Origin of the sequence: Micromonospora sp. DT233, assembly GCF_049841815.1 — a bacterium.
Lineage (GTDB): Bacteria > Actinomycetota > Actinomycetes > Mycobacteriales > Micromonosporaceae > Micromonospora.
Genome location: NZ_JBNCLB010000013.1, coordinates 1 through 17,445, shown reverse-complemented (window position 1 = coordinate 17,445; position 17,445 = coordinate 1). Strand labels below are relative to the sequence as shown.

Annotated in this window: 18 protein-coding genes and 1 tRNA gene; 4 read left to right on the top strand and 15 right to left on the bottom strand. The window is 75.5% G+C overall.

Going from position 1 to position 17,445, the window contains the following annotated elements; genetic code table 11:
- Positions 1–3: 3 nt before the first annotated feature.
- From ACLQ2V_RS22385 to ACLQ2V_RS22360, 6 genes are all read right to left on the bottom strand, one after another.
- The gene (locus tag ACLQ2V_RS22385; RefSeq protein ID WP_425720515.1) at positions 4–336 is read right to left on the bottom strand and encodes a small basic family protein; all 333 of its coding nucleotides are present in this window, start codon (positions 334–336) and stop codon (positions 4–6) included.
- The gene (locus tag ACLQ2V_RS22380; protein ID WP_425720514.1) at positions 333–1,295 is read right to left on the bottom strand and encodes a DUF881 domain-containing protein; all 963 of its coding nucleotides are present in this window, start codon (positions 1,293–1,295) and stop codon (positions 333–335) included. The genes ACLQ2V_RS22385 and ACLQ2V_RS22380 overlap by 4 nt, the downstream gene beginning before the upstream one ends.
- Positions 1,292–1,942 carry a CDP-alcohol phosphatidyltransferase family protein gene (locus ACLQ2V_RS22375; protein WP_425720513.1) on the bottom strand — a complete coding sequence of 217 codons (651 nt, stop codon included), beginning with the start codon at positions 1,940–1,942 and terminating at the stop codon, positions 1,292–1,294. Before ACLQ2V_RS22375 ends, ACLQ2V_RS22380 begins: the two co-directional genes overlap by 4 nt.
- A gap of 299 nt (positions 1,943–2,241) precedes the next feature.
- The gene (locus tag ACLQ2V_RS22370; RefSeq protein ID WP_425720512.1) at positions 2,242–2,712 is read right to left on the bottom strand and encodes a MarR family transcriptional regulator; all 471 of its coding nucleotides are present in this window, start codon (positions 2,710–2,712) and stop codon (positions 2,242–2,244) included.
- A gap of 66 nt (positions 2,713–2,778) precedes the next feature.
- Positions 2,779–3,945: a PP2C family protein-serine/threonine phosphatase gene (locus tag ACLQ2V_RS22365; protein ID WP_425720511.1), complete on the bottom strand. Its 1,167-nt coding sequence runs from the start codon at positions 3,943–3,945 to the stop codon at positions 2,779–2,781.
- Between the two features lie 109 nt (positions 3,946–4,054).
- Positions 4,055–4,807: an SAM-dependent methyltransferase gene (locus ACLQ2V_RS22360; RefSeq protein ID WP_425720510.1), complete on the bottom strand. Its 753-nt coding sequence runs from the start codon at positions 4,805–4,807 to the stop codon at positions 4,055–4,057.
- Between the two features lie 122 nt (positions 4,808–4,929).
- Here ACLQ2V_RS22360 and ACLQ2V_RS22355 point away from each other — a divergent pair, with 122 nt between their 5' ends.
- From ACLQ2V_RS22355 to ACLQ2V_RS22345, 3 genes are all read left to right on the top strand, one after another.
- Positions 4,930–5,811, top strand: a complete 882-nt coding sequence (locus ACLQ2V_RS22355) for a universal stress protein (protein ID WP_425720509.1) — start codon at positions 4,930–4,932, stop codon at positions 5,809–5,811.
- 79 nt (positions 5,812–5,890) lie between these two features.
- A complete protein-coding gene (locus ACLQ2V_RS22350; protein WP_425720508.1) occupies positions 5,891–6,100 on the top strand; it encodes a phosphatidylethanolamine-binding protein in 210 nt (69 codons plus the stop codon).
- Complete coding sequence (locus ACLQ2V_RS22345) at positions 6,097–6,561, top strand: hypothetical protein (RefSeq protein WP_425720507.1); 465 nt, start codon at positions 6,097–6,099, stop codon at positions 6,559–6,561. Before ACLQ2V_RS22350 ends, ACLQ2V_RS22345 begins: the two co-directional genes overlap by 4 nt.
- A gap of 8 nt (positions 6,562–6,569) precedes the next feature.
- On the opposite strand, the gene ACLQ2V_RS22340 is transcribed toward ACLQ2V_RS22345, so the two are convergent.
- Entirely contained in the window at positions 6,570–6,767 is a 198-nt protein-coding gene (locus tag ACLQ2V_RS22340; RefSeq protein WP_425720506.1) for a hypothetical protein, read from the bottom strand.
- Between the two features lie 153 nt (positions 6,768–6,920).
- Here ACLQ2V_RS22340 and ACLQ2V_RS22335 point away from each other — a divergent pair, with 153 nt between their 5' ends.
- A complete protein-coding gene (locus ACLQ2V_RS22335; RefSeq protein ID WP_425720505.1) occupies positions 6,921–7,559 on the top strand; it encodes a hypothetical protein in 639 nt (212 codons plus the stop codon).
- 4 nt (positions 7,560–7,563) lie between these two features.
- Here the strand turns inward: ACLQ2V_RS22335 and ACLQ2V_RS22330 are convergent, their stop codons facing one another.
- The 8 genes from ACLQ2V_RS22330 to fdh all read right to left on the bottom strand — a co-directional run bounded on the left by ACLQ2V_RS22330 (position 7,564) and on the right by fdh (position 16,767).
- A complete protein-coding gene (locus ACLQ2V_RS22330; protein WP_425720647.1) occupies positions 7,564–7,734 on the bottom strand; it encodes an amidophosphoribosyltransferase in 171 nt (56 codons plus the stop codon).
- A 146-nt stretch (positions 7,735–7,880) separates the two neighbouring features.
- Positions 7,881–8,078, bottom strand: a complete 198-nt coding sequence (locus tag ACLQ2V_RS22325) for a hypothetical protein (protein ID WP_320068763.1) — start codon at positions 8,076–8,078, stop codon at positions 7,881–7,883.
- Positions 8,079–8,113: 35 nt separating this feature from the next.
- Positions 8,114–9,877 (bottom strand): selenocysteine-specific translation elongation factor, encoded by a 1,764-nt coding sequence (gene selB, locus ACLQ2V_RS22320; protein WP_425720504.1) that lies wholly within the window; start codon positions 9,875–9,877, stop codon positions 8,114–8,116.
- A gap of 1 nt (position 9,878) precedes the next feature.
- The gene (selA, locus tag ACLQ2V_RS22315) at positions 9,879–11,180 is read right to left on the bottom strand and encodes an L-seryl-tRNA(Sec) selenium transferase (protein ID WP_425720503.1); all 1,302 of its coding nucleotides are present in this window, start codon (positions 11,178–11,180) and stop codon (positions 9,879–9,881) included.
- 22 nt (positions 11,181–11,202) lie between these two features.
- A tRNA-Sec gene (locus ACLQ2V_RS22310) sits at positions 11,203–11,298 on the bottom strand.
- A gap of 45 nt (positions 11,299–11,343) precedes the next feature.
- Entirely contained in the window at positions 11,344–12,405 is a 1,062-nt protein-coding gene (nrfD, locus tag ACLQ2V_RS22305; protein WP_425720502.1) for an NrfD/PsrC family molybdoenzyme membrane anchor subunit, read from the bottom strand.
- The gene (locus tag ACLQ2V_RS22300) at positions 12,402–13,445 is read right to left on the bottom strand and encodes a 4Fe-4S dicluster domain-containing protein (RefSeq protein ID WP_425720501.1); all 1,044 of its coding nucleotides are present in this window, start codon (positions 13,443–13,445) and stop codon (positions 12,402–12,404) included. The genes nrfD and ACLQ2V_RS22300 overlap by 4 nt, the downstream gene beginning before the upstream one ends.
- Positions 13,438–16,767, bottom strand: a complete 3,330-nt coding sequence (gene fdh / locus ACLQ2V_RS22295; RefSeq protein WP_425720500.1) for a formate dehydrogenase — start codon at positions 16,765–16,767, stop codon at positions 13,438–13,440. The genes ACLQ2V_RS22300 and fdh overlap by 8 nt, the downstream gene beginning before the upstream one ends.
- Positions 16,768–17,445: the final 678 nt, after the last annotated feature.

Below are 17,445 nucleotides of genomic sequence, written 5' to 3'. Positions count from 1 at the left end.
AACCTACGCCCGGAACAGGTGCCGACGAATCGCCGCCACATTGCCGAAGATCCGCACCCCCAACACGACCACCACGCCCGTCGACAACTGCCCACCCACCCCCAACTGGTCACCCAGATACACGATCAACCCCGCCACCAGCACGTTCGAGATGAACGACACCACGAACTGCTTGTCGTCGAAGATCCGGTCCAGCTTCGCCCGCACCCCACCGAACACCGCGTCCAACGCCGCCACCACCGCGATCGGCAGATACGGCTGCAACGCCGCCGGCACCGTCGGATCCAGCAACACCCCCAGCACCACACCGGCCAGCAACGCCAACGCCGCGATCATCGGCCACCTCCGGAACGACTGGGAGACGCACCCGAACCGGACGGCTCGGGCCTGGACGAACCCTCGACACCCGAGGAGGACGGACTCGGACTGACCGACGGCTCGGCGTAGCGTAACCGCGGCTCCGGCGCCCCCGGCAACGTCAGGCCGTCGACCTGCCGCACCTGGAACGACAGACCCACCGACTCCACCAGGTCCCGCATCAGGTACGCCGCCCGAGAATCGTCGAACCGCTCCCGCATCGACCCCGGCCCGATCGCCGACACCTCGTACGGACCCGTCACCGGCCGGAAGTCCACCAGCACCGCCTCACCCGCCGACCGGATCGTCGACATCGCCGTCAACCGCTGCCCGTTGATCGCCACCGCCTCCGCGCCCGCCGCCCACAGGTCGTTGGCCACCCGCTGCAGATCCGTGTACAACACCCGAGGCGGACCACCCCCCGACCCGGTCACCGAGTCCTTCTCCGCCGCCGGCGCGTCGGCCAACCGCACCACCACACCATCGCCGCGCACCCGCCCCAACCCGGTGCCCGCCTCCAACCGACGCAACCGCGACGCCTGCGAACCACTCAGCGCCGCGTCCCGCTGCCGACCGACGTCCTCCCGCAACCGGTCCGCCTGCGCCGCCAACGCGTCCGTCTCCGCCTGCCGCTGCTTGATCTGCGCCACCAACCCGGCCCGCGCCTGACTACGCCCCGGCTCCTCGGCCACCGTCTGCCGGTACGCCACCGCGAACAGGAAACCCAACGCCACCACCAGCGCCAGGCCGACCGCCCGCGACGACCCGTCACGCCCCCGTGCCGACGACGGCGAGTTCCGCCGCCGGGCCGCCGCGTCCGCGTACCCCGGATCCAACGGGTTGCGGAACAACTCGGTCAGGAAGTCCGGCTCGAAGACCCGCGGCCTCCGGTCACCCGGCCCCTGCCCGGCCCCGCCGCGCGCCGGACCCGACGTCATACCGCCACCCCGGGCGCGCCGGCGCGCACCGACCGGACCAGGCGGGCGGCCTGCACCACGTACAACGCCCCCGCCGCCCAGTACAGCGCCAGCCCCCACCACGCCAGGCCCCAGCCGATCGCGCCCGCGGTCGTCGCCGTGACCGCCGACGTCGCGTGCGCCAGCAGCAACACCGGGAACGCGGCCAACAGCAGGAAGGTCGCGGTCTTGCCGACGTAGTGCACCGGCGGCGGGCCGTACCCGTGCCGGCGCAGCACCCCCAGCGAACCCAGCAGCAGCACCTCCCGGGCCAGCAGCGCCGCGGTGAACTGCCACGGCACCACCTCGCGCGCCGTGAACGCCAGCAGGGTGGCCAGGATGTAGAGCCGGTCGGCCAGCGGGTCGAGCAGCTCGCCGAGGCGGCTGACCTGGTGCAGCCGGCGGGCGATCCAGCCGTCGACCCAGTCGGTGGTGCCGCCGATGGCCAGCACCACCACGGCGGCGACGTCGGCGCGCGCGACGAGCAGCAGGTAGAGGAAGATCGGGACGCCGAGCAGCCGGACGAAGCTGATCAGGTTGGGCAGGGTGAGGATCCGGTCCCCGCTCGGCGTTGCCGGCGGACCGCCGGGGCTCTGAGGGGGCGACGCCCCCGCCGGCCGACGCGACACCGAACCTCCCTCCGCAGCACGATCCGACGCCCACGGGCGGGCGCTGCGGAGGCACGTGCGCGTTGCCGGGCCGGCGATGCCGGCGCCTGTGCGGCCCCGGATTGGGACCCTCCCCTTGGCCGGCCGTGATCGCGGCGACCGCCGGCCGGCGAGTTGCGCTGCCACTATATCCGGCCCTGTCGTGGGCCCACGGACCGAAGTGGTTCGCCCCGGGGCGGCTGCCCTGCGGTGTGGTGGTGACGGTGGTCACCACGTGTAGGGCGTCCTAGGATGAATGTGGTGCGGGTTGTCGGGTGCCGTCAGGCGCTGCGGGCCGGCGTCTCCGCCTGGACGGTCGTCGCGGCCGACCTGGCGGCCTGACCGAACGCCACCAGCGCCAGCAGCAGCTCGTGCTGGGCCCGCACCGGCATCCGCTCCAGCACCGCGCCGACCGCCCGCTGCCGACGCTGCGCCAACTCCTGCAGCAGGGCCTCGGCCGCGGCCGTCGGCACCAGCCGGACCTCCCGGCGGTCCCGGGGGTCGGCGGCCCGGCGCAGCAGCCCGATCGCCTCCAACCGGTCGCAGAGCCGGCTCGCCGACGACGGGACCACGTCGAGCAGCTCCGCCAGCCCGTTGACGTTGGTCCCCGGGCGGGTGCTGATCAGCCAGAGCACCCGCAGCTGCGTGGGCGAGACGGTCAGCTGGTGGCGGGAACCGGTGGCGTCCAGGACGCCGACGAGCGCCTCGGCGGCCGTGGCGATCGCCGCGGCGAGATCCAGAGGTTGCTTCACCGACGTCCCCTGCGAATGTCCGGTCGTGTTCCACTTGCCGCCAGGTCACCGCGCCCAACCGGCCGCTTACCCGCCCCGGCCGTGCCAGTCGAGGCAGACGACCACGGCGTCGTCACGGAGATCGACTTCGGCATGGTAGGACTGCAGTCCGCGCATCACCGTACCAACTGCCTCGGTCGCCGGCTGAAGCCGCGTCGCGCGCATGGACCGCGCCATGGCCCGTTCCCCGTACGGCTCGCGGTCGCCGGGCGCCGCCGCGTACACCCCGTCGCTGACGACGAAGAGGCGGTCCCCCGCTTCCACGGTGAACTCCTGCACCTCGTAGCGGGTCTCGGCGAACATGCCCAGGGGAAGCTGCTGCTCCAGCGGCACCCGGGCCACCGAACGCCCGCGCAGCCGCAGCAGGTGCGGGGAGCCGGCGTCGACCGCCCGCACCCGGCCGTCGGTGGTGTCCAGGTCCAGCAGCAGCGTCGCCACGTGCCGCTCCCCCCGGTGCTGGAAGAAGATGGTGTCCGACGCCAGCTCGGCCTGCTCGACCAGGCCGCCACCGGAGCGGCGGGCGTTGCGCATCGCGTTGACCGTCACCGCCGTCAGCAGCGCCGCCGACAGGCCCGTGCCGGCGCCGTTGAGCACCGTCAGGGTGAGCCGGTCGCCGTCGACCGACCAGTCGAAGTGGTCACCGTTGACCGAGTACGCCGGCTCGAGCTGCCCGGCCAGCAGGAACGCCCCGTGCGTCACGCTGCGCCCCGGCAGCAGGTCCCACTGCATCTCGGCGGCCATGCTCAGCCGCTCCCGGCGGCGGGCCCGGCGGTACCGGTCGGTCTGCCGGTCGGCCGCGCGCAGCGCGAGCGCCAGCTCACCGGCGACCTCCCGGGCCTGCTCCACCGTCTCCGTCGAAGGGCTGTCGGGCAGCTCGACCAGGAAGACGCCGAGGCGCTCCCCCCAGACGGTCAGCGGGAGGTACGCCCGGCACCGGCCGTCGTCGCCGGAGTCGAAGACCGGCTGCTGGCTGCTGAAACAGCGCTGGGCCACGCCGTGGCAGGACAGGAAGCCCGCGTCGGGCAGGTCGGGGTCGAGCACCGGCCACAGCCCGCTGATCCGGTAGTCGGCGACGAAGACGTCGGTGCGCGACGCCTTCAGGGTGCCCCGGACGGCCCGGTCCGCAGTCTCGACCAACAGGTCGGGCGGCGCCTCGCGCAGGGCGCGCGACACCGCTCCGGACGCGTCCGACATCATCACCCTCCGACAACTCTTGCCGTACGGCAAGCATCATACGGAGCCCCGACCCGCACCGACCCGCCCGGTCGGTACGCGCCGACGACGTCCCCGGTGACCGGGGGATTCAGTCGGGGCGACGCATGGCCAGCCCGCCGTGGAAGGCGTCCGGCAGCAGCGCCGGGGGCCGCTCGGGCCGCCAGTGGGTCACCGGGACGATCCCGTCCCCGGTCGGCGTCCAGCGGCCCAGCAGCACGGGGAACGCCGCCGGCGCCCGCATCCGGAACGCCGGCCCCATCAGCGCCAGGGCCTGCGGGTGCGCCGCGAGCTCCTCGCTGTCGAAGTCCACCGCCAGCAGGCTGCCGGGGGCGGTCGCGGCGTACAGCTCGTCGAGGGTCCGGGCGAGCGTCGCGTCGTCGAGGAACGCGGCCAGCCCGAGGAAGACCACCCCGACCGGCCGGCGCCCCCAGCCGGGCACGAGGCGGCGCAGCAGCGCCGGGTCGACCGTGGCGAGGTCGGTGGCGTCGCCGTAGCCGTACCCGGCCCGGTCGTCGCCGGCCAGGATCCGCTGACCGAGCCGGACGGTCACCGGGTCCACGTCGGTGTAGAGCACCGTCGCCTCCGGCGCGGCCTCGTGCACGTTGCCCCGGGTGGGCACGCCCGCGCCGAAGACCAGGAAGGAGTCCATTCCGGCGGCGGTCATCGCCCGCACCGCCCGGCCGAGGAAGGCCCGCAGCTCGCGGAAGAGCGGCGCGCAGGGCCCGTACGCCGTCTCGAAGGCCCGCGCGGCGGCCACGTCGACCGGGAAGTGGTGCGCGCCGCCGAGCCAGAAGTCGATCATGCGGGCGGTGCTGGGTCGGTCGGCCTCTTCCATCGACATGCGCGCCTCCGCCCGACGGGTCGCCGTCAGCGTAACGGCCGCACCCGGTGCGCGGTATCGCCACGGCGACCGCCGGCGGGTCGCGATACTGACGGCGGGGCCACGGCGGAGGAGGTACGGCGGTGAACGCGGCCAACGGCGCGGCGGTGGTGGTCGGGGTGGACGGGTCGCCGTCGGCCCTGCGGGCCGTCCGGCTCGCCGCCGCGACGGCCGCCCGGCGCGGCCGGGCGCTGCGGGTGGTGCACGGCTTCATCTGGCCGCTGCTGCGCGCGCCCCTGGGCCCGGCGCCCGGCAGCCCACCCGGGGCGGGGCTGCGCGAGCAGGCCACCCGGCTGGTCGACGAGGCGGTGGCGCAGGCCGAGGCGGCCCAGCCGGGACTGCGGGTCACCGGGGAGGTCATCGACGGGTCGGCGTCGGCCGTGCTGGTCGGTGAGTCCCCCACGGCCGCGCTGATCGTCCTCGGCGACCGGGGGCTGGGTGGCTTCGCCGCCCTGATGGTCGGCTCCGTGGCGGTGCAGGTCGCCGCGTACGCCGGCTGCCCCGTGCTGGTGGCCCGGGGCGCCGAACGCGCCGACGGGCCCGTGGTGGTCGGGGTGGACGGCTCCGCGGCGTCCCAGGCGGCCGCGGAGTTCGCCGCCGAGGAGGCGGTGGCGCGCGGGGTGGCCCTGCGGGCCGTGCACGCCTACCGGCACCCGGCCTCGGAGGGTCCCGGCGACATGCAACCCCTGGTCTACGACGAGCAGAAGCTGCGCGGCACGGAACACCGGGTGCTCGACGACGCCGTCGCCGGCCTCGCCGGGCGCTGGCCGGGGCTGCGCCTCGAGCGGGTGCTGGCCCGGCGGCGGCCGGCGGCGGCCCTGACCGAGGCCGCCGGCGACGCGCAGCTGCTCGTCGTCGGCGGCACCGGCCACGGCGAGCTCACCGGCCTGCTGCTCGGCTCCGTCGGGCACGCCGTGCTGCACCGCGCCGACTGCCCCGTCGCCGTGGTCCGCGCCCCGGCCTGAGCGCGGGTGACGGTTGGTCGCGGCGCAGGCGGGTAGACGGCGTACGCCAACGACCCCAGCGACGCCCGAGGAGGCGGCGATGCCAGGACCACGACCGGGCAGCAACGCGTACGACAAGCAGCGGGCTCGGCTGCGCGACCTGATCGAGAACTCCGGACGAGCGGCGGACTCCGAGGCCAACCGGGTCGCCAACCGGATCCTGCGCGACGACCGGGGACAACGCGGTGTGGTGCGGGGCGAACGGACCTACGGCCCCAAGGGTGAACGCGAACCGGGCGATCCCCGGTGAGCGGGGCGAGACTGGTCGACGGGGCGATCGCCGGGGCGGTGGGCAGCACCGCGCTGAACGTGGTCAGCTACCTCGACATGGTGCTGCGGGCCCGACCGGCCAGCGGCACCCCCGACGAGACCGCGGCCCGGATGGCCGGGCTCGCCCACGTGGACCTGGGGCCCGAAGATCGCGCGGCGAACCGCCGCGCGGGCCTCGGGCCCCTGCTCGGGTACGGCGTCGGCGTCGCCGCCGGGGTCGCCTTCGCCCTGATCAGCGGGGGTCGGCGGGTGCCGCTGCCGGTGGCGGTGGGGCTGCTCGGCGGGGGCGTCATGGCGATGTCGGACGGCTCGATGACCGCGTTGGGCGTGACCGACCCGCGCCGGTGGAGCCGCACCGATTGGGCGTCGGACGTCGTGCCGCACCTGGCGTACGGGTTGGCGGCCGCAGCCACGCTGAACCGGCTGCGGCCGCCCGCGTAGACCCGGCGCTAGGCGCTGTCGTCGTCGGCCACCGGGCCGCCGGTCGGGCCGTACGGCGAGGTCTGGCCGCGCGGCACGGCCCGACCCTCGTCGCCCTTGGATTTGCCCTGGTGCAGCGGGTGGCCCGACGCGCCGGGGCCCTTGGCGTCCTGCACGGCGTCGTTGCGCGCGTTGCGGCGCAGCTCCGGCTGTTGCGGATTCGACACGGGAGTCTCCTTCCGGGACGGTGGGCGCGACGTCGGCCGCGCCCACGCAAGGCTTACCCGCCGCCGTCCGCGCCATTCGGTCGCCGGCGACGCCGTTCGCGATTGTGGTCGCCTCGGGCGGGTGGCCGGCGGCGGAGCGGGTACCCGCAGCGGATGGCAGACGCCCGGAGCACCGCGCGCACCCTGCTGGAGCGGCAGGGCCGCACCTACGCCCAGGAGGCGGGCATCACGCTCGCCGACCGGCCCGGCCCGCTGTACCAGCTGCTGGTGCTGACGACCCTGCTGAGCACCCGGATCCGCGCCTCGGTGGCGGTGGCGGCGGCCCGGGAACTGCGGGCGGCCGGGTACCGCACCCCGCAGGCCATGGCGGCGTCGCGCCGCTCCGACCGGATCGCCGCGCTGGGGCGGGCGCACTACCGCCGCTACGACGAGCGGACCGCCACCGAACTCGGCGACGGCGCCCGGCTCTGCCTGGACCGGTGGCACGGTGACCTGCGCCGGCTGCGCCGGGAGGCCGGCGGGGACCCGGCGGCGCTGCGCCGGCTGCTCACCGAGTTCCCCGGCATCGGCCCCACCGGTGCGGAGATCTTCCTACGCGAGGCGCAGACGGTCTGGCCCGACCTGCGCCCGTACGCCGACCGGCGCACCCTGGCCGGGGCGAAACGGGTGGGCCTGCCGGCGAGCCCCGACGCGCTGGCGGCGCTGGTGCCCGCCGACGACTTCGGCCGGCTGGCCTCGGCGCTGGTGCGGGCCGCCCTGGGTGAGGTCCCGCAGCCGGTCGCCGCCCGCTGACGGCCTACTTCGTGGTGTCGTTCTGCGGCCGGGTCAGGTACCAGGCCAGGGCTGCGGCGAGGACGGCGAGGACCACCACGCCGCCGGAGACCCCGGCGCCCTCGTCGGGGCTGCGGCCCCGGCTGCCGAAGTAGACGACCGCCAGGCCGGCGAGCACCGCCACGGCCGTGCGCATTCCTCGGTCCTTCACGTCCCGGACGGTACGGAGGCGACCCGGCCCCACGCCCGGCGAACGGGCCGGTTTCCCCCATCCGGGTGGCCCCTGCCGGCCGGTCCCCGGGCCCTGGGTCGGTTCCGGGCCCACGAGCGGCCTCGCGGCCCTCAGTCGGTCTCCAGGTCGTCCAGGGAGATGGCGTGGGTCATCAACCAGCGGGCCAGGGCGGCCATCCCGAACAGCCACAGCGGCGCCGATTCGGTGGTGCCGTTGGTGGCGAAGACGGCGAACCTGAGGTCCGGGGCCCGGTACGCCTCGATGCGCCACCGGTGGCTGCGGTCCCGCCAGACCGCCGAAGGGTCCATCCCGTCACGCTAGGCCACCGCCGGGCCCGGCGGGCTCAGTCCGGTGGGGTGGCCATGACGCGGGCGGCGTCGGGGAGCCGGCGGGTCACCCCCCGGCGGTCCAGCAGCTCCAGCAGCGGCACGGCCACCCGGCGGGTGGTGTCCAGGGCCTGCCGGGCGGCGCTGAGCGTGAACGGCTGCGGCAGCCGGGCCAGCACCCGGGCGGCGTCGTCGACCGCGCCGGGCAGCAGCACCACGTTCTCCGCCAGCCGCAGCAGCGCGCCCGTGCGCACCGCCGCCCCGATCTCCCGGGGCCCCAGGCCGAGCTCGGCGAGGTGGTGCGCCTCCGGGGCCTGGAACGGGCGGTCGCCGTACTCGGCGCGGACCCGGGCCACGGCGCGGGCCACCGCCTCGGGCAGGGCGTCGCCGACGGTCACGGCGACCCGGCCGGCGTGCACCCGCAGCGGCGGGCGGACCAGCGCCTCGACCAGGGCCCGGTCGGGCAGGTCGAGGCGGTGGCGCAGCACCTCCAGCGGGACGCCCGGCTCCAGCGGGTGCGCGCGGGCGTACGCGGTGGTCTCGGCGGCCAGCCGGGCGGCCAGGGCCCGCCAGTGGTCGGGGTCGGCCAGCCACGCGCCGGCCACCGGGGCGGCGGTGACCGGCACCCCCATCCGGGTCAGGTCGTCGCGGCGGGCCAGCCGGCGGCGGCGCAGCTCACCGGCCAGGTCCGGGCGGCCGTCCAGGTCGGCGAGGACGGCGGCGCGGGCGGCGGCGGCCCCGCGCCGGGTCAGCGGCGGCGGGGCCACGTCCAGGACGGTCACCCCGCCGGCGACGTGGTGGCGGCCCGGGTCGCGCAGCAGCGCCCGGTCGCCGATGAGCAGCGGCAGCGGGCGGGCCAGCCGCAGCCGGGCGGTGTCCGGGCCCAGCGGGCGCACCCGGGCGGCGACGGCGGCGGAGCCGACGTGCAGGGTGAGGGTGGCCGGCAGGTCCGCCGCCGGGTCACCGGCGACCCGCACGTCGAGCAGGTCGGTGCGGCCGAACCGACCGGGGGTGAGCAGGGCGTCGCCGCGACCCAGCCGGTCCCGGGCCACGTTGCGCAGGTTCACCGCCACCCGGGCGACGGCGTCGACCCGGTCGGCGGGGGCGCCGAGGCGGTGCAGGCCACGCACCCGCACCGGCTCGCCGGTGCCGGCGAGTTCGAGGTGGTCGCCGACGGCCAGCCGGCCCCCGCCGAGGGTGCCGGTGACCACGGTGCCGCTGCCCCGGATGGTGAACGACCGGTCCACCCACAGCCGCACCGGGGCGTCGACCGCCGGGGCGGGCAGCCGGGCGGCGAGGCGGTCCAGGGCGGCGCGCAGCTCGGGCAGGCCCGCCCCGGTGGGCGCGCAGACCGCGACGGCCTCCACCGCGCCGAGCGAGGTCTCGGCGATCCGGGCCCGGGCCTGGGCCAGCGCGGGGCCCGGGTCGGCGAGGTCCGCGCGGGTCACCACCAGCAGCCCGTGGGACACCCCGAGGGCGTGCAGGGCGGCCAGGTGCTCGGCCGACTGGGGCATCCACCCCTCGTCGGCGGCGACCACCAGCAGCGCCGCCGGGGCGGGGCCGACGCCGGCGAGCATGTTCGGCACGAAGCGCTCGTGGCCGGGGACGTCGACGAACGCGACGGTGCCGCCGGAGGGCAGCGTGGTCCAGGCGAAGCCGAGGTCGATGGTCATGCCCCGGCGGCGTTCCTCGGCCCACCGGTCCGGTTCCATCCCGGTCAGCGCCCGCACCAGGGTCGACTTGCCGTGGTCGACGTGCCCGGCGGTGGCCACCACCTGCACGTCAGCCCTCCCCCGGCGGCACGGCCAGGATCGCCGCGCGCAGCGCGTCGTCGGCGGCGGCGGGAACGCCGCGCAGGTCCAGCAGCAACCGCCCGCCGGCGAGGCGGCCGAGCACCGGCGGGTCGCCGGCGCGCAGCGGCTGCGCGTACCGCTGGGGCAGGGCCAGGGCCCACGAGTCCAGGGTGACGCCGGGGGCGCCGCCGCCGCCGACGACGGCGTCGGCGGGCACCACCTCGGCCTTGGCGCCGTCGGCGGTCAGTCGGTCGCGCAGCCGTTCGGTGCGCGCCCGCAGGGCCGCCGGGTCGGCGTGCAGGGCCGCGCGGGTGGGGGTGTCCGGGTCGCCCAGGGTGGCGGCGAGGGCCGCCAGGGTGAGCTTGTCGACCCGCAGGGCGCGGGCCAGGGGGTGCCGGCGCAGCCGGTCGAGCAGGTCGGCGTCGCCGAGCAGCAGCCCGGCCTGCGGGCCGCCGAGGAGCTTGTCGCCGCTGGCGGTGACCAGGTGCGCGCCGGCGCGCAGGGCGCCGGCCGCGTCCGGTTCGTCGGGCAGCAGTGGGTCGGCGGTCAACAGCCCGGAGCCGATGTCGACGACCACCGGCACGCCGAGGGTCGCCAGCCGGTCCACGCCGACGGCGCTGGTGAAGCCGGTGACCACGAAGTTCGACGGGTGGACCTTCAGCACGAAGCCGGTGTCGGGGCCGATCGCGGCGGCGTAGTCGGCGAGGGTGCTGCGGTTGGTGGTGCCCACCTCCCGCAGCCGGGCCCCGGTGCTGGCCAGCAGGTCGGGCAGGCGGAACCCGTCGCCGATCTCCACCAGCTCGCCCCGGCTGACCACGATCTCCCGGCCGGCGGCCAGGGCGGTGGCGGCCAGCACCAGGGCGGCGGCGCCGTTGTTGACCACGTGCACGGCGGCGGCGTCGGGCACGGCGGCGGCCAACGCGTCGAGGGCGTCGCGGCCCCGGCGGGCCCGCCGCCCGGTGGCCAGGTCCAGCTCCACGTCGGTGTGCCCGGCGGCGGCGACCAGGGCGGCCACGGCGGCGGCGGAGAGCGCCGCCCGACCCAGGTTGGTGTGCAGCACCACCCCGGTGGCGTTGAGCACCGCCCGGGGCGCGGGGGCGGGCAGGTCGGCCAGGGCGGTGGCGCGTACCTGCTCGGGGGTGATCTCGCCGCGGCGGGCCCGGCCCTGGGCGGCGACGATCGCGGCCTTCACCCGGCGGCGGCCCAGGGTGCCGGCGGCGGCGGCCAGCCGCGGATCGGCCAGCAGGGTGTCGGTGCGCGGCACCCGCCGGCGGGGGTCGGCGTCGCGCATCGCGTCCTTTCCGAGGGTCGCCTGGCGGAGACGGACGGGAATCGAACCCGCCTGGCCCGGGTCCCGGACCACACCGGTTTTGAAGACCGGGAGGGGCACCAGCCACCTGAACGCCTCCACGGCCATTTGACCACAAAGATCGTCGGCCGGCGCGCGGAGGCCGTCAGCCTCCCCCGGAGGGGGCCGTGGCGGTGCCGGCATCGACCCGCTCCCGCTGCGGGATCACCGTGTACTTCGGATCGCGGGCGGAGACGACGCCGCCGTAGAAGATCCCGAACCGGGTCACCGCCGACGCGGCCAGCAGCGCCACCCCCGACAGCCCCGACAGCAGCCGGCTGCGGCGGCCGACGAACGCGCCGGCCACCCCGGCGGCGGTCAGCACCCGGCCGGCGCGCAGCAGCCGACCGGGCCGACCGATGCGGTAGGGCTCGCTGAGCAGCCCCAGGCGGGTCTCCACCCGGTGCGAGCCCCACAGCTCCAGGGCCGCCCCGGCCACGGCCATCCGCCGGGCCGGGACGCCCGCCTCGCGGGGCGCGGCGAGCAGCCCCACGCCCGCGCCGCTGGCCAGGGCGCTGCCCGCGAAGATGGTCGGCAGCTCCGGGTACGCCTCGTGCCACGACGGCACCGCCGTGTCGGCCAGCAGCACCCCGGTGTACGTGGCCAGGGCCGGCGCGGTGGCGGCGGCCAGCAGCCCGGCGGCGTGCCCGACCGGGGGCAGCAGTCGGCGGCCCAGCCCGAGCAGGCCCCGCCGGGGCAGCAGCGGGGCGGCCTCGGCGATGGCGGCCACCCCGGCGGCCGGGCCGAAGACGCTGAGGATCCAGGTGCCCACCGACATCGGGGAGGTCACCTTCGCCACCCGCAGCATGTGGTGGAACCGGGCCGGCCGGCCCAGGTCGTTGACGAGGAAGTAGGTGCTGGCGCTCACCGCCACCAGCGAGGCGACCCGGCCGGCGCGGCGCACCGCCGGGCGGCCGGTGAGCTGCCCGCCGGCGGCCAGCAGCGACGACCCGGCGGCCAGCCCGCCGGTGAACAGGTACGCGGCGATGTCCCACTTCCACACCGGCGGCTTGAGGACCGGCCGGCCGTAGTAGGAGGTGAACTCCGCCGGTGGGACGTTGAGCTGCTCCCCGCCGCCGCCGCGCCGCCGCCTGCCCCGGGTCGGGGCGGCCACCTCGTCGCGGTATCGGCGGAACCGGTCGCCCACCGGGGGCTGCGGGTCGCTCACGAGGAACCTCCGACGAACGCGACGACGACGGCCGCCGCCATGGCCAGGGCGGCCGCCCCGGCGTGCTTCCACATCCGGGGCAGGTCGCGGGTGGTGACCACCGGGTCCGGGGGCAGCCCGTAGACCTCCGGGTCGTCCAGGAGCAGGAAGAACGCCCCGTCGCCGCCGACACCGTCGTTCGGGTCGTGGCCGTAGAGGCGGGCCTCGGGCACGCCCCGCTCGTGCAGGACGGCCACCCGCTCGGCGGCGCGTTCGCGCAGCTCGTCGAGAGCACCGTACTGGATGGACTCGGTCGGGCAGGCCTGCGCGCACGCCGGGGTCTGGCCCGCGCCGAGCCGGTCGTAGCAGAGCGTGCACTTCCACGCCCGGCCGTCGTCCTTGCGCTGGTCGATCACCCCGTACGGGCAGGCGGAGATGCAGTAGCCGCAGCCGTTGCAGATGTCCTCCTGCACCACGACGGTGCCGAACTCGGTGCGGAACAGCGACCCGGTGGGGCAGACGTCCAGGCACGCGGCGTGGGTGCAGTGCTTGCAGACGTCCGACATCATCAGCCAGCGGAAGTCGGTGCGCTCGGCGGCCCCGGTGTCGCGGCCGGGCGGTCGCGCGCCGGGCATGCCGAGGAACTCCGGGCCGGTGACCATCCGCGCGGCGGCGGCCGACTCGCCCGGCGGCACCCCGCCGCTGGTGCCGGTGTCGTTGGCCGTGCCGGCGGCCACCGCCGCCGAGGCGGCGCTGACCGTGCCGGCGGTGGGGGTGCCGGCGAACGGGGCGGCCCGGTGCCCGGCCGGGCGGGGCTGCTCGACGAACGCCACGTGCCGCCACGAGTTCGCCGTCAGCGCCCCGGTGTTGTCATACGACATGCCGAGCAGGTCCAGGCCGGAGCCCGGCACGTCGTTCCACTCCTTGCAGGCCACCTCGCACGCCTTGCAGCCGATGCAGATGCTGGTGTCGGTGAAGAACCCCATCCGGGGCTGCGCGTCGGTCCAGCCGGCGTCCGGGGCCGGGTCCAGCGGCCCGTAGAAGCTGTTGGCGTCAGGCATCGTTGTCCCTCTTCTCGCCCGCCGACGCCCCCGGCGACCGTTCGTCGGTGCTGCCGGCCGCGTCGTCGCCGCCGGCCGCGTCGGTGGTGACCATCGGGATGCGCCGGTCGACGGTCATCCCGGCCCGCCGCCGGTACTCGGCGACCATGTCGAGCAGCGCCGGCCCGGTGGGACGCCGGCCGGGCCGCACGTCACAGGTGCCGATCTTGCTCTCCTGGATCAGCACGTTCGGGTCCAGGGTGATGCCGAACAGGTCGTTGGCCGAGTCGCCGGTGACCAGGCCCTCGGTGCCGAAGTGGTACGGCAGCCAGAGCTGGTGGATGATCCGCCCGTCGACCCGCAGCGGGGTCAGCCGGTCGGTGACCAGCACCCTTGCCTCGATCACCGCCCGCCCGCTGACCAGGTGCGCCCAGCCCAGGTGGGCCAGCCCCACCTCGGCGGCCAGCTCCGGGGAGACCTCCACGAACATCTCCGGCTGCAACTCCGCCAGCGGACGCACGTTGCGGCTCATCGCGCCGGCGGTGTGGTGCTCGGTGAGCCGGCTGACCGTGAACACGTACGGGAAGACGTCGCTGTGCGCCTCCGGCGGGCTCGGGTTGATCGGGTTGATCGGGTGCTCGTAGATCTTGCGGGTGGGGTTGGCCTGCTGGCCGTACATCGGGTTGCGCATGGGCGACTCGGCCGGCTCGTAGTGCGTCGGCAGCGGGCCGTCGAGCACCCCGCTCGGCGCGTACAGCCAGGCCTTGCCGTCGCCCTGCATGACGAACGGGTCGTCGCCGGCGATCGCCTCCGTCCCGGAGGAGCCCTCCGGCGGCCGGTACGACGGCGGTTTGGTCTTCTCGAAGTCCGGCACGTCGTAGCCGGTCCACTCGCCGGCCTCAGCGTCCCACCAGATGTATTTCTTGCGCTCGCTCCACGGCCGGCCCTGCGGGTCGGCGGAGGCCCGGTTGTAGAGGGTGCGGCGGTTCGCCGGCCACGCCCAGCCCCACTCGGCGGCCACCCAGTCCTGCTCGTGGCCGGGTTTGCGCCGGGCTGCCTGGTTGACGCCGTCGGCGTACACGCCGCTGTAGATCCAGCAGCCGATCGCGGTGGAGCCGTCGTCGCGGGCCTCGGCGAAGCCGCCCAGCGGGCGGCCGGTGGTGGTGTCGTAGCCGTTGATCTCGCGCAGCACCGCCTCGGCGCTCGGCTCGGCCAGCGGGCCGTGCGTCGGGTAGTCCCACGCCAGGTCCAGCAGCGCCCGGTCGCGCCGGTGCGGGGAGTCGGCCAGCCGCTCCCGCAGCTTGCGCCCCAGGTGGTAGAAGAACCACAGCTCGGAGCGGGCGTCGCCCGGCGGCTCCACGGCCTTCTCCCGCCACTGCAGCATCCGCTGGGTCTGGGTGAAGGTGCCCTCCTTCTCCACGTGCGACGCGGCGGGCAGGAAGAACACCTCCGTGCGGCACTCCTGCGGCACGATCTCCCCGGTGGCCACCTCGGGGCTGTTCTTCCAGAACGTGGCGCTCTCGATCTCGAACAGGTCCCGCACGACCAGCCAGTCGAGGTTGGCCATGCCGAGTCGCTGGGCCTTGCCGTGCGCGGAGCCGACCGCCGGGTTCTGCCCGAGCAGGAAGTAGCCCTTGATCCGGCCGTCGATCATGTTGAGCACCTGCTGGTAGGTGCCGTGGTCGCCGGTCATCCGGGGCAGGTAGTCGTAGCAGAAGTCGTTCTCCGGGGTGGCCGCGTCGCCCCAGTACGCCTTGAGCAGACTGGCGGCGAACGCGCGGGCGTTGCCCCAGAAGCCCTTCTGGCCGGGATGGCGGATGCTGTCCACCCAGTCGTCGAAGGTGACGTGGTCGGCGTGGTGCGGCATCGGCAGGTAGCCGGGAAGCAGGTTGAACAGCGTCGGGATGTCGGTGGAGCCCTGGATGCTGGCGTGCCCGCGCAGCGCCAGGATGCCGCCGCCGGGCCGGCCGATGTTGCCCAGCAGGGTCTGGATGATCGCGCCGGTGCGGATGTACTGCACGCCGACGCTGTGCTGCGTCCAGCCCACCGAGTAGACCAGCGCGCCGGTGCGCTCCCGGCCGGAGTTCTCCGTCCAGGCGCGGGCCAGTTCCAGGAACTTCTCCTGCGGGATGCCGCAGACCCGCTCGACCATCTCCGGGGTGTAGCGGGCGAAGTGCCGCTTGAGGATCTGGTAGACGCAGCGCGGGTGTTGCAGCGTCTCGTCCCGGGGGGCCTGCGCCGGCACCGGCTGGCCGTGCGACTCGTTCTCCAGGCCGGAGGCGCTGTCGCGCTCCTTGCCGGTGCCCCGGGTCTCGGCGCGCCGCTCGTGGCCCTCGTACTGCCAGGTGGCCTGGTCGTACGAGCCGGTCTCCGGGTTGTAGCCGGAGAAGAGCCCGTCGAGGTCCTCGGTGTCGGCGAAGTTCTCGCTGACGATCATCGACGCGTTGGTGTACGCCAGCACGTACTCCCGGAAGTCCAGCTCGTTGTCCAGGATGTAGCGCACCACCCCACCGAGCAGCGCGATGTCGGTGCCCGCCCGGATCGGCAGGTACGTGTCGGCCAGCGCGCTGGTCCGGGTGAACCGGGGGTCGACGTGGAAGACCTTGGCGCCGCGCTGCTTGGCCTCCATCACCCACTGGAAGCCCACCGGGTGGGCCTCCGCCATGTTGGAGCCCTGGATGACGATGACGTCAGCGTTGACCAGGTCCTGCTGGAAGTCCGTCGCGCCGCCGCGACCGAAGCTGGTCCCCAGACCGGGGACGGTGGCGGAGTGTCAAATACGGGCCTGGTTCTCGATCTGGAGTGCCCCCATCGCCGTGAAGAGCTTCTTGATGAGGTAGTTCTCCTCGTTGTCCAGCGTCGCCCCGCCCAGGCTGGAGATGCCCAGGGTGCGATTGAGCGGACGGCCCTCGTCGTCGGCGTCCTCCCAGGTCTCCTCGCGCGCGGCGAGGACCCGGTCGGTGATCATGTCGAGGGCGGTGTCGAGGTCCAGGTCCTCCCACTCCGTGCCGTACGGCCGGCGGTAGCGGACCTTGGTCTGGCGCAGCGGGCTGGTGACCAGGCTCTTGCTGGCCGAGCCCTTGGGGCAGAGCCGGCCGCGCGAGATCGGGCTGTCCGGGTCGCCCTCGATCTGGGTGACCCGGCCGTCGTGGACGAAGACCCGCTGCCCGCAGCCGACCGCGCAGTACGGGCAGACCGAGCGGGCCACGCTGTCGGCGGTCTCGGTGCGGGCGGTCAGCTCCGCCGAGCGGGTCGACTGGGCTGCCGCACCCCGGCCGAGGGGGTCGGTGCCGGTGAGCTGCCGGTAGACCGGCCAGCCCGCGATGAACGTCCGCAGACCCATCCGGGCACCCCCTCCCCCACGCGCGGAAGCTGACCTGCTGAACATAAGCCAATCCGCGGCGGGCTGCGAGCCAGGCCCGGATCTTTCCGCCTGAGGGGTCCCCGGCGGGCAGCACTCGGGCTCGCCGGGCGGGGTGGAACAGAAGCCGCCCCCGGCCTGGTGGCCGGGGGCGGCTCGGTGTCGGTGTGCAGGTCGCCTCTCGGCGAGTGGCGCGACGCGGCTCCAGCCGAACGGTATTCCGCGCCGGCAATTTAGGTGAGGCCCGGGGACACTTGACACACCGACACCGGTTACAACTTACCCGCCCGGCGGTCTGTTCCACCCGCCCCGGGTGATCCGTTTCACCGGGCCGCCGGCAGTCGGCCCCCGGGCGGGCCGGCGGGTCGCTCACCCGGGGACCGCAGGCCGGCCCGGCCTCCGGGCGTGCGGACGCCGCCGGCCCGGCACCCTGCGTGCGGGTGCCCGGCCGGCGGCGGTACGACTGCGTCTACGTGCGGGTGCGACTGCTTGTGCATGCGTGTGTGTCTGGGTTCGTGTGCTGAGCGGGGGTCAGCTGTTCCAGTGCTCGGCGACGAGGTCGGCGGCGAGCTGCTCCCACTGCGCGTAGTGATCCGGGTAGGCGGAGACCTGCACGGTCTGGGCGGCCTTGGTCAGGGGCATGTCCTGCCACCCGTCGAC